Below are 14735 nucleotides of genomic sequence, written 5' to 3'. Positions count from 1 at the left end.
GGATAAAAGTTTTTGTTGCCATAATTTCAAGTAATACAAAAATAGGATAATACCGATGAAAGAATCGATAGAAAAAGTAATTGAAAAACATGCATTACAGAATGCACTCAAATACGATTCAGCCCCCCTAGCAGATGCTGTGATGGGCAAGGTGTTAGGCGAATGCCCCTGGCTTAGAACAAAGACAAGTAAAATTTCACCCCTAATTCAGGGACTCATAGAGAAAGTAAGTGCGATGACCTCTGATGAACGTTTAGCACGACTCCAGCAAATTGCACCTGAATTGATGGTACCCCAAAAAAAGGAGAGAATGCGTGGACTCCCGCCCTTGGAGGCTGGAGAGAAAGTGACGATGAGGATTGCGCCCAATCCCAATGGACCGCCGACATTGGGAAATGCAAGAGGTATAATCATCAATCACGAGTATGCACAAATGTACAACGGCAAGTTCATCCTTCGATTTGATGATACCGACCCAAAGACTAAAAGACCCATGCTGGAAGCCTATGCTTGGTACAAAGAGGATTGTGAATGGTTAGGCGCTAATCCCGATGAGATCGTGATCGCCTCTGATCGAATTGAGGAGTATTATCAATATGCTGAGAAGCTCATAAAAATGGGCAAGGCTTATATCTGTTTCTGTGATAGGGAGAGGTTCAAGATTTTTAAGGATTCCATGAAAGCTTGTCCGCATCGAGAACAAGAAGCAGAGGCCAACCTGAATCACTGGAAAAAAATGTTGGCCGGCGAATATGACGAAGGAGAGGCTGTTTTGCGGATAAAGACAGATATCCTGCATAAAGATCCTGCCCTACGTGATTGGGTTGCTCTCAGGGTCATCAAAGAGTCACATCCTAGAGTAGGACGCAAATATGTGGTCTGGCCAATGCTGGATTTTGAATCTGCGATGGAGGATCATTTGCTTAGAGTCACACACATAATAAGGGGAAAGGACCTGATGGACAGTGAAAAAAGGCAAAAATTCATCTATGACTATTTTGGGTGGAAATATCCCAAGACGAGCCACTGGGGGCGTATAAAAATTCATGAATTCGGCAAGTTCAGCACAAGTGAAATAAAGAGGGCAATCGAAAAAGGAGAATATAGGGGCTGGGATGATCCGCGTCTACCAACAGTGCGAGCCCTAAGGAGAAGGGGCATCCAAGCAGAGGCTATCAGAAATTTCATGATCGATCTTGGCATGAGTGGGACCGATATAGCAGTTAGTATGGACACACTATATGCCGAAAACAGGAAAATTGTAGATACCATTGCTAACAGGTACTTCTTCGTTTGGGACCCCTTACACTTGGACATAGAGAACGCGATGCCAACTGTGGCAAAAGCTCCACTGCATCCCACAGAGAGAAGGGGCTTGAGAGAGATCTCAGTGCAGGGAGAAGTTTTTGTATGCAAAGATGACTTACAAGGCATCAAGAAAGGCGATAATCTACGGCTTAAGGACTTGTACAATATCCAAATCACCGGCTTACGCCCACTTAGGGCAGAGTATATCGGGAACGATTTAAGTATCACCAAAAAAGGCGCTGCTATCATTCACTGGTGTCCTCCAGAAGGAGTTAAGGTCAAAGTGATAGGTCCGGAGAAAGAATACACGGGCATTGGAGAAAGAGGGATTGGCTCAGAGTTAGGTAACGTCGTCCAATTTGAACGGTTCGGATTCGTGAGGATAGATGCCATAAATGATGAGATAGTGGCATATTTTGCGCACAAGTAGTATCGAGCATAAGGTATAAAAAGCAAGGATTTAATATTAGTGGCTCAACACTTCACAATCGATGATTGATGAAGGACTTAGTCCAGAATGAGGTTAGAAAATGGCAAAACCGATATATGTTCGATTTGAGGTTCCAAAAGAGCTAGAGGACCAGGCATTAGAATTGTTGGAATTGGCAAGGGACACGGGTAAAATCAAAAAAGGCACAAATGAAGTCACGAAAGCAATCGAGCGAGGCATCGCAAAACTTGTTTTCATAGCAGAGGATGTTCAGCCAGAGGAAATCGTTATGCACATACCTCCTTTATGCGATGAAAAGAATACGCCCTACATATATGTCCGCAAGCAAGATGAACTTGGTGCAGCAGCAGGATTAAATGTTGGTTGCGTATCCGCTGCAATCATAGATGTGGGCAAAGGCAAAGGTCTCATTGAAGAGATTGCACCAAAAATTAAAGCGTTAAAGTGATCTAAATGGTAGAAGATGAGGGAGTTGTCCCAGCAGAAGTCATACAAGTGCTTGGCAGGACGGGAATGCATGGAGAAGCAGTCCAGGTCAATTGTCGGATTCTCGATGGCATCAATAAAGGAAGGATAATCACTCGTAATTGTATGGGACCGGTGCGCTTAGGTGACATTCTAATGTTACTTGAGACCGCAAGAGAAGCTAAGAAACTGACGACGCGGTGAACCTGATGGAAAATAAATGTTCGTTCTGTAGTAGTCCCATAGAGCCAGGAACAGGCAAGATGTTTGTTCAAAGCGATGGAGCCATCTACTTCTTTTGCTCCTCGAAATGTGAGAATAACTTTGCTCTTGGCAGGGTCTCTCGAAGAACAGAGTGGGTAAGGAAAAAAGTAAAGAAAACGGCCGAGAGCAAATCAAAGGAGAAAGTCGAGAAGCCCAAACCAGCAAGGAAGCCTAAAAAGCCGAGATCGAAGAAAGAGTGATTCGTATATGGGTATGGAAAGAATAGAGCGCACACTCCTGCTGATAAAACCAGATGGGGTCGAACGAAGACTGATAGGAGAGATCATTCGTCGCATCGAGCAAAAGGGGCTAAAGATAACTGCGCTCAAGATGGTGTCTGTTGACGAACAAACCGCAAGACGACTTTATGCAGAGCATGTTCATAAGCCGTTTTTCAGCTCGCTGGTCGATTATATCATGTCTGGCCCTATAGTGGCGACGGTCCTCGAAGGAAAAAATGTTATATCGGCTGTAAGAACCATGGTTGGTGCCACAGATCCCTCTAAAGCCAGCAAAGGCACAATTAGAGGAGATTTTGCCTCCAGCGTCACGCAAAATACAGTTCATGCATCCGATTCATTGGAGAGTGCGAAAAGGGAAATCAGCATATTTTTCGATGATGAATGTACTGAATAGATACTGTTGAAAGATACTTTTGAGGATATTTAACCAAATACCACGTTTATCTCAGACAGTTACTTTGTATAACGGAACTAAATCGGTTTCATCTGAAAATTTTCCTTTCCCCAGCATCTCTACTGTTACTTTGATCGTCCCATATTCGTAGTACTCTTTGGAATCGACTGAAATGTCATCAAAGGGAATTCTAATGTATTTTCCAAACATTTCGCCCAACCTCATTGAATGGTCTATGGTAATAGATTCTTTATGTACTAATTCCATTTTATCCTGATCAAAGGTATCTGAGATATCGTGATAGCCATACAATTCTATGACAACATTCATCGGAACATTCGTGAAATCAATAGGTTCGCTTTTACTATCATAATAAACAACATCAATAGCGACACCTTCAGATTCGGAATCAGCATCGTCACTATACCCAGCAGCCATTATTTTGATGTAGGCTAAATCGTCTAGTTGTTTTTCATTTTCTTGTAATGTGGGCCCATACATAACGCCATGGACTATGACATAGAGGGAAAGCAAAATAACCAGAATAAAAGGTGTTATAGCAATAGCAAATCGCTTTTTATGTTTTCCATACCATCTGTTTTTCAGGGGAATAACAATCCAAAAAAAAATATTGGTCCAAGAGGCATCAAAAGAAATCCAAAACCCATGATGAATCTAGACCAAAAATATGATTCTCCATAGAAACTTATTGCTGCAGCTTCTACTATACTAGCCATGATCCAGAGCATTAAACCCAATATAAAAATGATCAAGCCCTTCCAAAAGTCTTTCATTTTAATTCTCTTGTGTTATTCAATTTTTCGTGAATATTTTGGCCATAAATCATTGTTATCCCCAACATTCTTATATATTGTCTCGGAATAACTAAGCAGACCAAGATGGTAAAAAAGGCAGATCTAAGAACTCCGATCATATGTGTATTGGGCCATATCGATCATGGAAAAACATCGTTACTAGATGAGATACGAGGTACCAGCATAGCGGAGCAAGAAAAGGGAGCCATCACCCAGCATATAGGTGCTACTGAAGTCCCCCTAGCAACCATTCAGGATAAATGCGGCTCTCTCATGAAGGGCGACTTCAAAGTCCCTGGACTGCTTTTCATCGATACGCCCGGACACCATGCCTTTACAACGCTTAGGAGCAGGGGCGGGGCATTAGCAGATCTAGCGGTTTTAGTTGTCGATGCAACAGAGGGTTTTCAACCTCAGACGACAGAAGCTCTTAAAATCCTTCGCCGTTTTAAGACACCTTTTGTATTAGCAGCAAACAAAATCGATCGAATTCATGGATGGCGCCCACATGAGGATAAAGCATTTATATTAACATATGAGAATCAAAGCGAATATACAAAAAGATCACTCGACAACCTCGTCTATAGGCTGATCAATCAGCTAAATGAAGCGGGTTTTAGTTCCGATAGGTATGATAGAATCAGGGACTTCCAGAAGAATGTCGGCGTTATTCCAATTAGCGCTAAGACCGGAGAGGGGATCCCAGATTTACTGATGATCTTGATAGGCTTAGCACAACGCTTCCTCGAGGGAGATCTAAGACTTCATGCAAAAGGCCCAGGTATGGGGACTGTGCTAGAGGTCAAAGAAGAGAGGGGGCTTGGCAAAACACTCGATGTAATATTATATGATGGAGAACTTAAGACTGGAGATACGATAATAGTAGGTAGTTATGGGGAGCCAATCGTGACAAGAGTTCGTGCACTATTAAAGCCAAGACCTCTGACCGAGATCAGGATCGAAGAAAAGTTTCAGCGAGTAGATAAAATCGTTGCAGCAGCAGGTATAAAGGTAGTTGCACATTCTCTGGAGAGCGCACTGGCTGGCTCACCTATGCGAGTTGTTGAGGATGAGGCCCTAGTAGAAAAAATATCAAATGACATTAAATCCGAATTGGATGAAGTAAAGATTAAGACAGACGAGATCGGTGTAACCCTCAAAGCAGATACAATTGGATCTTTAGAGGCGTTAGTGCAAGAGCTAAACGATGCCAAAGTTCCGATATGGAAGGCTGATGTGGGTGACATTTCTAAACGAGACATCATAGAGGCTGCAACGATTAGGGATCCCTATTTAGCGGTCGTCATCGGATTTTGTGTAGAGATGCTTCAAGATGCAAAAGATGAGGCGTTGAGGTCCAAGGTTCAAGTATTTCAAGGTAATGTCATCTATCGGCTGTTAGAGGATTATAATATATGGGTTAAAGAACGGCAGTCGATATCTGAGAGGAAAGAACTGGAGGCAATCATTAGGGCTGGTAAGCTCAGGCTTATGCCAGGTTGTGTTTTTAGGAAAAGTAAGCCAGCAATCGTTGGGGTGAAAATACTCGGTGGTAAAATCAAGCCTGGGGTTTCTGTAATCAAAGAGAGTGGCATAAACGTTGGAATAATCAAGGGCATCCAAGAACACGGAGAGAGTAGAAATGAAGCTGTTGCCGGAAAAGAGGCTGCAGTATCCATCGAAGGGCCCACTGTTGGAAGACAAATAAAAGAAGGGGATATTTTATATGTGGATATTCCAAAAAAACATGCGAGGACCATAGAACAGGAGTTATGTGACACAATACCTGCGGACGAGCTTGAGACGTTGAAGGAGTTTCTAGAAATAAAAAGGAAAATTGACCCATTTTGGGCTAGGTAGGTAAAAACATGGTGAACTTTAGAGTAGTCATTTCAGATCCCCAGAAGGGGAAGGCATATCAAGTGGAAGTTTCTGAAGCACATGCAGATAAGCTTGTGGGCAAGAGGATCGGCAGCACAATTGACGGAGAGTTACTTGAACTCCCTGGTTACGAGTTGCAGATCACAGGTGGAACAGATAAAAATGGATTTCCAATGCGAGAGGATTTGTCTGGGAGTCAGCGGCGAAAAGTCTTGACGTTTGGAGGGACGGGGCACCACCCAATAGATGAAGGCCAAAGAAGACGAAAAGAAGTCTGTGGACGAGAGATATCCATTAACATCAGTCAGATAAATACCATCATCACAAAGTATGGGCCAAAACCAATAGAATACTCTTTGGGCAACGAAAAAGAGAATTAAGGTGATTTTTCTTCAGAACTCTCACTTTTCCTCTTCTCATATTTTTTAATCCACAATTTAATTCTTTTTGGTTGTTTCAATTTTTAGGTTATCCTAAATATATTTTAGGCTCCCTAAAAAAATATACTCTAAAAAGAGTATATCATAACAATAATGTCATATAATATACTTTCTAATATAACTATTAGAATTAGCCAAATATTTTTTATTTAGATGTGATTATATATTTATTTTAGGCTATTTCATCTAACTAAATTGGGTACCATAAATATTATATAAAATATATCTTATAAAAAAGAAAAAGGAACTTTATTGTAAAACGAATTAACATAGAGAACAAGTATTACAACTTATATAGGAACAAAACTCAAAAAATTTCTGAATGATCGATTTTGACATACTTTTGGTCGTTAAGGGGGGAGTTGCACATACCATAACATAAATTCCTATATACTTTGGAATGATTGAGTTGACAATCATCAAGATTTTTTGGGTGCTGAAAATTTGTTCTTATATTATTTGTAATACGGATGAAAAAGAAGTCTATTCAGTAGTACTATGCACATCAAAAACTGAAAATAGGAAAATCCATATGTTGTTTGAACCAAAATCAATTGTAATCAAAAAAGTTCGCTGATTTCAAGATTGAAAAGTTATTTTAAAGGTTTTTTTAAGATAAATAAGTCATAAAAAAGGAATAATAACAAATTAATTCTTTTATAAGGCTTAAAATTAGATGAAGTGAGATACATCTGAGATACATCTAAGATTATATTTTTCATCTAAAAAAGAAAAAAGATAAAATAAAAAAAGAAATTAATTAAAATAATGTAATGAATGTTTTGTTAAAAATGGTTGGTGTGGAAAAAAGTGAGAGTTAAAAGTTGAGAGTTAATTGAAAATAGGGATATAAAATAGAGGTATGATTAAGTTGATTAGTGTCGTATTTAATTACTGTCAATTGATTGAATGAAATGAGTGAACGAAATTGGACGATAAGATAGAGCTATTGATAAAAAGGTGTATAAGTTATGGGCTGACACCAACAGAAATAGCGATAGTTGAAGAAAACGGTATATAAAAAGGAGGAGGGTAAGGAAGAACCCATGACCAAAGTAAAAGATGCCCCTAGGACGGCTACCACGCTGGTTGTAAGATCGCACACTACAGCTAGAATAACACAATCTCGGGACCCTTATCTTGAACTCATGCATAGACTGTTTCAAGGAGAGGTGACAGCTATGAGGGCCAAAGGTTTTCTTGAGATAGTTGAGGAAAGAAAGAAGGCTGGTCAACCCATATTGGTCAGCGAATGGAGTCTCTTGATGAAGGAACTGGATATCGGCCGATCCTCGTTCTATTCCATGCGGAATAAATTATTGGGTGCTGGACTACTGGAGATAAGGGGTGGAGAATATCACCTGTCTGGAAAGTTTAGCAAAGACTTAGTAGACATGGCAAAGTGGTGGTGGGTTACCATTCTGGAAAATTCGCCGGAAACGCTATGACTCCCTAGGACGAGCGTCTAGATAGAGTATACATCCATAGGCACTAAATATCAGATATGACCTTAGCCAGCAGAAACAGTGGGAGGATTATGGCAACAACGAGCATAGTAAAACCATGCTTCTGATGTCCCACTATTTGAGGTCATTTTTGATACTATGTTAATCTATTCGCAGCTTTCCCCTCTGCCTTTTCTGCCTGGTAGATTCCGCAGGTATCATAGTATTCTATGCATCCGACCTCTAAAAATACAATTATAATAATTAATAATGAAGGGATATGGTATCTACGCTTTAGAGAGATTATATTATATGGAAATATGCAGATATGGGTATATTCACCAATCCATTATCGACTAGGACTTGAGCTTTTCTTTAAGCAACATAAGTTCTTCTATACGTTTCTTCAGCTCATCAAACTCTTTTCTCAATGATTCGGCTCGAATAGGTATCGTGTCCATCTTGCGTATTTCCCTGCAATATGGTCCAAGCCTCCTACTTACCTTGGTGGACTCTGTCATACTAAGAGAGTTTCTGCAAGCGAACTCTTCTTTATATATCCTCTCCACTCTCAAACGTAAGGAAGTTATTTTCTTCTGTAATTCTGTATCTACCTCAGCTTTTGGGATAACTTGAACTTCTCCAAAGGCACTAATCAATACGCTTAATGCCTCCGCTATGTTCTTGCCGAGATCGGTAAGCTCAATATACTTCACTCTGCCATCTTGACTAGAGGAGATTAACCCATGGTGCTCCATTTCAGAGAGCACGCTTGTAGTGTGTGCATATGTGGCATCAACTTCTTTTGAGATGACAGATGCGTAGGGTTTACTCTGCTTTGCAATCGCTAGCAAGATGCTTGCAGGTTTCTCCCTTAGGAACATTTTTTCGATGCTTTCTTTAACTGTCTCCTTAGGGGTCATATCATCGTCCTCATTCACATGATAAAAAACCAATATTCAGATGAAAAATTCTTTGTTCTACCTCTAGGATAGGGATCTTAATACTAGAAACGGTCTTCAAATTTGAGACATCTATAATAACTTGTTTTCTTAGTGGCATACTTCTCTAGGACATACTCACAGTAACCTCGTGATATCAAATCCTTTTTTAACATATATCAAGTTATCTTCATTAATAATTTTGTCAATTTTGCAAGTGCATCATACTATTAGGGAGCTGTCCTAGTTCTTATATGAAATTCAACCAGGGAGCATGAAAATGGTTATTAGATACTTACAAAAAAAGATCACGTACCATTGAAAATAAGCTGCACTATCCCACAACCCTAAAACCATGACTCTTCAGCGGCTGCGTTTCTGCCTGCGATGCGACCGAAGCACGTTCCTTCCTGAATGTCAGAGCCGCTCCCGGGATAAACTTCACCGATTGCCCCCCCAGTTGTTCTGCCAGCCGCGTACAACCTTGGGATAGTCTCATTGAACACATCTAACACCTGAGCTTTAACGTTTATACTTACACCACCCATTGTATCAAAAAATGCAGGCCTGGTCTCAATAGCGTAAAAGGGAGGGGTTTTGATTAGTCCAAGCCCACGCGCCCTACCAAACTCGGGGTCGACTCCTGACTTCGCATTTTCGTTAAAGATTTCCACTGTATTCTCTAACTCCGTTGGATCTACACCAATCTTCATGGCTAAACCCCTAATAGTAGACGCTTGCAACACTACACCCCCTTTTATCTCATCATCCATTTCATTAGTAAAACCAAGTGCAATCATGGACATTCCAAATTTAATACCTTGTATGACTCCAGAACCCCCGATTTTTCTCACATTATCATCGAAAATCAAGAACGCTACCTCCTGATCCAAGAAAACCTCATTCAGATAATCATAGTATAGAGATTCATCAACGAATCTCTTTCCATTTTTATCCACGAAAATAGCAGGCAAGTCTATCCCTGCTGAAGGCGCAACTACTGGAACACCTCTCCTCAATCTGGGAACCTCAGTTCCTGGTACACCTATGGTCTCATGCATGACTCTCAAGTCAGCTCCCAAAGCCCTTGCCATTCGAATACCATCTCCGGTATTGCAAGGAGGATTAACAGATATGCTCTTGTAACCTTTGGGGCTATAATCTTTGAGCATCTCCCTATTATGCCCAAAACCACCTGTAGTTATGATCACGCCCTTTTTAGCGCAGATGTATAATTCTTCCCCTTTACCTTCTGCTTTGACACCAATAACTTCTCTTTTAGTGTTTACTATCAGCTCAATTGCCTTAGTCTCCAGCAAAACCTCAATCTTCCTTTCTAAAACGGCATTATTAAGTATTTTAAAGAGTCCAGCACCCTCTCCCTCAAATTTAATGCCCCGGGGTTTAGGGGGAGTTGCAGCCGCAAACTCGGGTAAAAATTCAGCACCAGAAAAGCCGAAAAATACCGCTTTTGCGCCCAATCCCATTAGCCAATCTACATTTTCACTAGACCTGTCTGCTATCACTCTGACCAGTTCTGGATCATTCAGACCTTTGCCAGTTGCCATCCAATATTTAAACATCTCATCTGGAGAGTCTTGTACTCCATACTCCTTTTGAAATGAGGTATCAGCAGCATATATTACTCCACCACAGATGGCGGTGGAACCGCCAGGTTCGGATTCTTTCTCCAACAGGATTACTTCAGCTCCGGCATCATGTGCTTCTATGGCTGCTGCTGCGCCAGCACATCCAAATCCTATGACCACAACATCCATTACTTTATCCCACTTTCTATGCATTAAAATCTCGCTAACTCTCTGCAATAGGATAGCAACTCCGCCGACTGTGGCTGCCCCTATAATAAACCCCTTCATGAAGTTCCGACGACTGACAGACGCACCCTCTCTTCCTTTAAGCCCCAATGCTTGATACCTCCTATAAGCAACCTCAAACAAAGACATCCTTCTCCGCAAAATTCACCAATAAAACTTGTAAAAGTTCTCATAGAAATAGGTTTCGTGTTTTATTATCTGAAAATACTGGTAAATGTTTTTAGTTTTTTTATACATAACTAAACTGGAGTCATTGTATAGCAATAGTTATGAAATCCTTGAAAGGCGAAGTGTACGCTCACAAATTTCCCTATTAACACAATATGCCTGATAACTACCACCAATGTCTACATAATATCAACCTAGGATTATCTAAATCTTGACCAATTCAAGCTAGCTAGCAGAGTTCGCTGAGGTAAGCTCAAGGTTAAACGCTAAGTTCCCGTGATATGAGCTTTATCTTTTACTAGAGTAAATATAAGATGAAAATATATGTAAAAAGCTCATCAAGGATATATTCTCCAAAAGGTTTCGTTATCCAAGTTGTGGATGATTTTTCCTTCTAGTAGATACTATCACAGCAGGTATAATCCTTTAGTAGCATAGTTGAGTTTATCACAAATCAAGACTTGATGAAGCAGCACCTAGATCAGAATCCCCTTAGCCAATTCTTCGAGAACTTTTTTTGGATCCTTAGCTTTTATAACACCAGATGCGAGCAATACGCCTTCTGTGCCAAGTTTCAGAGCAGTTGCAACGTCCTCACCTTTTGAGATACCTGCCCCACAAAGCACTCGCACCGCAGGGTCCATTTGCTGAACTATTCTAACAGCTCCTGCAACCACCTCTGGGTTTGCTTTGGAAACAGGAATTCCGGTTCCGATCAGCTCAGGCGGCTCTATGGCTATGAAGTCTGGTTTGAGAGCCACCACAGCAGACGTGGTTGTAAGATTATTAGCACATACGACCGTTATGAGCCCTGCTGTTTTTGCCACTTTTATCGCGGCGTCTATGTCTGCCAATTTTAATTGCCTTTCAGAGTGGTTGATGAGCGTCCCAATCGCTCCCGCTTCTTTTATTGACTCTGCTAGAACGTAGCCAGTATGACCGCCCGGAACGATAGCATCGATGTGCTGCGCAAAAACTGGAATTCCCATTCTTGCAATCGTGCAAATGTCCACGAACTGGGGCGCTACGATTATCTCTGCACCAGACTTGTCCCTGAACTCTTTGACCAATTTGGCGATTTTTAAAGCATTTTTGCCAGTGCTCTCAAGATAGGTTTTAAAATTTATGAGGATTATGGGGGTTTTCATCATCGTCCTCTCATCTCAGAAATCAGTCATCACTCTAAACTGATCGATTTCTTCCTTCATCAGCTCAAGGAAACGCCTTGCCATGCCCTCGATGTCTTTTGCCTTGGTGATAGCCCTGCCAACGATGAGGATATCTGCACCTGATTTGATCGCTTCTTTAGCGTTGTCGGCCACGATACCGCCTGCTACTGCCACCAACATCTTATCCGAAAGAAGTTTAATCCCTTTAATATCACTCCACGCATGCTTTATTTCCTTGGATTCTACATCTATCGCCCTATGTAGCTCAACTACATCCGGCATAACGGTTAATCGCTCCAGTAAGCCCTTGGGATCTCCAACGTTTAGCATGTCTATGACAGAGCAAATCCCGGTTTTTCTGGCTTCTGTTATCACTTTTTCAATGGTCGCAGGAGGCGCCAATCCAGATACGACGAGCGCATCAGCGGTGGCGTCTGCCGCCATTCTAGCCTCTAGGTTACCGACGTCCAGCGTCTTAAGGTCTGCAACGATGAACGCGTCCCTTCGAATTTCTCTCATCTTTTGAATTATATCTAGGCCATATCTTTTTATCAGTGGCGTACCTGCCTCTAGGATCAGGTGGTCGCTCTCTGGTAACTCTTCGAGCACCTTTTTAGTTGACTCTATGCTCGGTATATCCAACGCGACCTGCAGATAGGGTGGATCCCACAATTTCACAATCTTGAAACCCATGATCGGATGAATAGATCGATCTTTTTCATATATTATTTTATCCACCGAAGGAAATCCTTCCATAGCTCGCTGTATTGCTAGTTTTGTCGCCCCATAGTTATAGCGGTAAATCTTACCATAATCCTCTGCCTTTGGATGGATAAAAACGCTCACTATTAGGACTAACTCCTCTGCTTTATCTTTAGGAATCAAACCCTCTTCCACCGCATCTGCCACAGCCTTTGCAACGGCCGTCTGTGCAGGTCCGAAAACTTGCGCAGCCTGCTCTAGATTTTGCACGGTGACCTTCGGAACGACCAACGTGGATGGCTTAGTTGGTAGATTTGGTCTGATGACTGCTAAGAGCGGAGTGTGCCCAGCAGACATATGAGACATCGCGTTGACAAATGCCATCCCTACAGGCCCGTTTTTGTCTCCGATGACCAAATCAATGTGCGCGATCTCTGGTTCTTCACCGATCAATGCTTCGCCCAATAAATACAAAGTGACACCCCATTCAAGGTTGAACCAGAGGATATATATCGCTTTTTATTGGACATACAATATAACGTCGCAGGGGGTAACAAAGATATCGATGAAGACGATATACAAGTGACCACTTTTCCATGTGATGAAATTATGTGATGTATTTCAGGTGCCAAACAACCTTTGAGCAAGAGAATTTCAAAAGATTTAGATATTAAAAGTCAATTGACTAGGATACGTAGGACTTGTGAGAGTCTCCAAATAGGGTCTAAGAACCTGAAGAACATAAGATTAGAATAAAGAAAGCAGATTTCTGCATAAACACGTTAAAAAATCGTAATCATAAATGAGCTGAAGTCAATACAATGAATGTAATGCTGATTGCTTGCCGTTTAGATATTCGCTACTTTAACAGAATGATGCCTTACCCCAAAAACGTGTTCTGGAGAGAGAGTGATTCCGAAAAAGTAAGTGTGAGAATATAACTCACAGTATTCAGCAACGATTTGCTATTTTTGACGTTTCAATCATGCCGGGAGCGCGATTCGAACGCGCGGTCTTCAGGTTATGAGTCTGACGCCTTAACCAACTAGGCCACCCCGGCTTGTTTTATAGTCGACATAAAGTGACATAATAGTTGTGGTCTCCGAAAGGTTTATTGTGACTGAGATATTTTAAAGTATACATATTAGGTGAATAGATGAAAAAATTAGCAGTATCAGTATTGGATGATACAGACGAAGAGTCTGTAGGAATATTGATGGACCTAGGGCTTAAGAGGAACGTTGCCAGGACACTTATGTATCTGGCTAACGCAGATGATGTTACCTCTAGAAGCATAGAACTCGGAGCGAATCTAAGACAACCTGAGGTGAGCATCGCTATGCGGAAATTAAAAGAGGAAAACTGGGTTGTTGTACGAGATATCAAGAGAGAGGGCAAAGGCAGACCGTTAAAGAGCTACAAATTAGCTGTTCCCATCGAAGATATCATCACCCGTCTCGAGGAAATGAAACGGCAACAGGCAGAAAAGGATCTTGAAAACATAAAAAAACTACGTAAGTTAAGTCACCTATCATGACTTTTTTAAGACTTTCACCCCCTCCTTTCTCCCGACGTGTACCTCATCCACGTTTGTGAAAATACCATGCCCGATTACTCCAATGATGTTTGATAGGTGCTCCTCAAGCTCTTTGGGAGCTATTATCTCACCAAAGTCCACATCTAACACAAAATTACCATTGTCTGTTATCACCGGCCCATCCTTTTTACGAGCTGCCCTCAGCCTAGGAACGCCCCCAAACTTTGTCACTTGCAGTTCCACGAGTCGTAGAGCATAGGGCAGGACCTCCAACGGAACTGGACAGTTCAGTACACCCACCATTTTGCTCTCGTCCACTATGACAATAAATCTACTTGCGGAAGATGCCATGATCTTTTCACGTGTATGTGCAGCTCCCTGACCTTTGACGCAGTTCAGCATCGAATCAACTTGGTCTGCCCCATCTATCGCAATATCCACAACTGGATGCGCCCATAATGTCGTAAGCGGTATTCCTGCTTGAATCGAAAGCAACTCTGTCTGGTGAGACGTGGGGATTCCAAGGACATCCAAGCCCTCTTTGACTTTCTTACCCAGATGTCTGATCACATATTTGATCGTCGAGCCCGTGCCTAGCCCAACTACCATCCCATCTTGGACTAATTCTACTGCAGATTTGCCTGCTGCTTCTTTCTCTTTATTTGCCATCAGAGCTAG

At 41.6% G+C, this 14735-nt stretch carries 15 protein-coding genes and 1 tRNA gene; 9 read left to right on the top strand and 7 right to left on the bottom strand.

Features of this window, described 5'->3' with window-relative positions:
- Positions 1-55 precede the first annotated feature (55 nt).
- The 5 genes from PHI74_00860 (at position 56) to ndk (ending at position 3124) form a co-directional block, all read left to right on the top strand.
- Positions 56-1738, top strand: a complete 1683-nt coding sequence (locus PHI74_00860; GenBank protein MDD5484570.1) for a glutamate--tRNA ligase — start codon at positions 56-58, stop codon at positions 1736-1738.
- Between the two features lie 100 nt (positions 1739-1838).
- Positions 1839-2207 carry a 50S ribosomal protein L7Ae gene (gene rpl7ae, locus PHI74_00855; GenBank protein MDD5484569.1) on the top strand — a complete coding sequence of 123 codons (369 nt, stop codon included), beginning with the start codon at positions 1839-1841 and terminating at the stop codon, positions 2205-2207.
- A 5-nt stretch (positions 2208-2212) separates the two neighbouring features.
- Positions 2213-2428 carry a 30S ribosomal protein S28e gene (locus PHI74_00850; GenBank protein MDD5484568.1) on the top strand — a complete coding sequence of 72 codons (216 nt, stop codon included), beginning with the start codon at positions 2213-2215 and terminating at the stop codon, positions 2426-2428.
- Between the two features lie 5 nt (positions 2429-2433).
- A complete protein-coding gene (locus tag PHI74_00845; GenBank protein MDD5484567.1) occupies positions 2434-2688 on the top strand; it encodes a 50S ribosomal protein L24e in 255 nt (84 codons plus the stop codon).
- Between the two features lie 7 nt (positions 2689-2695).
- Complete coding sequence (gene ndk, locus PHI74_00840; GenBank protein ID MDD5484566.1) at positions 2696-3124, top strand: nucleoside-diphosphate kinase; 429 nt, start codon at positions 2696-2698, stop codon at positions 3122-3124.
- Between the two features lie 51 nt (positions 3125-3175).
- Here the strand turns inward: ndk and PHI74_00835 are convergent, their stop codons facing one another.
- On the bottom strand, positions 3176-3625 hold the full coding sequence (locus PHI74_00835) for a hypothetical protein (GenBank protein ID MDD5484565.1): 450 nt from the start codon (positions 3623-3625) through the stop codon (positions 3176-3178).
- Between the two features lie 398 nt (positions 3626-4023).
- Between PHI74_00835 and infB the strand changes: the two genes are divergently transcribed.
- The 3 genes from infB (at position 4024) to PHI74_00820 (ending at position 7708) form a co-directional block, all read left to right on the top strand.
- Positions 4024-5799: a translation initiation factor IF-2 gene (gene infB, locus PHI74_00830; protein MDD5484564.1), complete on the top strand. Its 1776-nt coding sequence runs from the start codon at positions 4024-4026 to the stop codon at positions 5797-5799.
- An 8-nt stretch (positions 5800-5807) separates the two neighbouring features.
- Entirely contained in the window at positions 5808-6200 is a 393-nt protein-coding gene (locus tag PHI74_00825) for a 30S ribosomal protein S6e (GenBank protein ID MDD5484563.1), read from the top strand.
- 1106 nt (positions 6201-7306) lie between these two features.
- Positions 7307-7708, top strand: coding sequence for a hypothetical protein (locus PHI74_00820; GenBank protein MDD5484562.1), 402 nt, complete (start codon positions 7307-7309; stop codon positions 7706-7708).
- 353 nt (positions 7709-8061) lie between these two features.
- Here the strand turns inward: PHI74_00820 and PHI74_00815 are convergent, their stop codons facing one another.
- From PHI74_00815 to PHI74_00795, 5 genes are all read right to left on the bottom strand, one after another.
- Entirely contained in the window at positions 8062-8628 is a 567-nt protein-coding gene (locus tag PHI74_00815; GenBank protein ID MDD5484561.1) for a MarR family winged helix-turn-helix transcriptional regulator, read from the bottom strand.
- 365 nt (positions 8629-8993) lie between these two features.
- A complete protein-coding gene (locus tag PHI74_00810; GenBank protein ID MDD5484560.1) occupies positions 8994-10610 on the bottom strand; it encodes a flavocytochrome c in 1617 nt (538 codons plus the stop codon).
- A gap of 515 nt (positions 10611-11125) precedes the next feature.
- Entirely contained in the window at positions 11126-11797 is a 672-nt protein-coding gene (gene tpiA, locus PHI74_00805; GenBank protein ID MDD5484559.1) for a triose-phosphate isomerase, read from the bottom strand.
- 15 nt (positions 11798-11812) lie between these two features.
- On the bottom strand, positions 11813-12994 hold the full coding sequence (locus tag PHI74_00800; GenBank protein MDD5484558.1) for a bifunctional 5,6,7,8-tetrahydromethanopterin hydro-lyase/3-hexulose-6-phosphate synthase: 1182 nt from the start codon (positions 12992-12994) through the stop codon (positions 11813-11815).
- 512 nt (positions 12995-13506) lie between these two features.
- A tRNA-Met gene (locus PHI74_00795) sits at positions 13507-13580 on the bottom strand.
- Between the two features lie 96 nt (positions 13581-13676).
- On the opposite strand from PHI74_00795, the gene PHI74_00790 reads away from it, so the two are divergent.
- On the top strand, positions 13677-14057 hold the full coding sequence (locus tag PHI74_00790; protein MDD5484557.1) for an ArsR family transcriptional regulator: 381 nt from the start codon (positions 13677-13679) through the stop codon (positions 14055-14057).
- On the opposite strand, the gene rpiA is transcribed toward PHI74_00790, so the two are convergent.
- On the bottom strand, positions 14052-14726 hold the full coding sequence (gene rpiA / locus PHI74_00785; protein MDD5484556.1) for a ribose-5-phosphate isomerase RpiA: 675 nt from the start codon (positions 14724-14726) through the stop codon (positions 14052-14054). The genes PHI74_00790 and rpiA overlap by 6 nt on opposite strands.
- Positions 14727-14735 lie beyond the last annotated feature (9 nt).

It is taken from the genome of Methanocellales archaeon (genome assembly GCA_028715985.1).
Lineage (GTDB): Archaea > Halobacteriota > UBA148 > UBA148 > UBA148 > UBA148.
The sequence above is the reverse complement of the archived record's forward strand: the minus strand, read 5'-3'. Positions and strand labels throughout refer to the sequence as shown.

Coding starts and splice junctions, on each gene's coding strand:
- rpl7ae (MDD5484569.1), top strand. CDS start 1,839: ATGGCAAAACCGATATATGTTCGATTTGAGGTTCCAAAAGAGCTAGAG.
- PHI74_00810 (MDD5484560.1), bottom strand. CDS start 10,610: ATGTCTTTGTTTGAGGTTGCTTATAGGAGGTATCAAGCATTGGGGCTT.
- PHI74_00835 (MDD5484565.1), bottom strand. CDS start 3,625: ATGTATGGGCCCACATTACAAGAAAATGAAAAACAACTAGACGATTTA.
- PHI74_00820 (MDD5484562.1), top strand. CDS start 7,307: ATGACCAAAGTAAAAGATGCCCCTAGGACGGCTACCACGCTGGTTGTA.
- PHI74_00850 (MDD5484568.1), top strand. CDS start 2,213: ATGGTAGAAGATGAGGGAGTTGTCCCAGCAGAAGTCATACAAGTGCTT.
- PHI74_00860 (MDD5484570.1), top strand. CDS start 56: ATGAAAGAATCGATAGAAAAAGTAATTGAAAAACATGCATTACAGAAT.
- PHI74_00845 (MDD5484567.1), top strand. CDS start 2,434: ATGGAAAATAAATGTTCGTTCTGTAGTAGTCCCATAGAGCCAGGAACA.
- rpiA (MDD5484556.1), bottom strand. CDS start 14,726: ATGGCAAATAAAGAGAAAGAAGCAGCAGGCAAATCTGCAGTAGAATTA.
- ndk (MDD5484566.1), top strand. CDS start 2,696: ATGGGTATGGAAAGAATAGAGCGCACACTCCTGCTGATAAAACCAGAT.
- PHI74_00815 (MDD5484561.1), bottom strand. CDS start 8,628: ATGACCCCTAAGGAGACAGTTAAAGAAAGCATCGAAAAAATGTTCCTA.
- infB (MDD5484564.1), top strand. CDS start 4,024: ATGGTAAAAAAGGCAGATCTAAGAACTCCGATCATATGTGTATTGGGC.
- tpiA (MDD5484559.1), bottom strand. CDS start 11,797: ATGAAAACCCCCATAATCCTCATAAATTTTAAAACCTATCTTGAGAGC.
- PHI74_00790 (MDD5484557.1), top strand. CDS start 13,677: ATGAAAAAATTAGCAGTATCAGTATTGGATGATACAGACGAAGAGTCT.
- PHI74_00825 (MDD5484563.1), top strand. CDS start 5,808: ATGGTGAACTTTAGAGTAGTCATTTCAGATCCCCAGAAGGGGAAGGCA.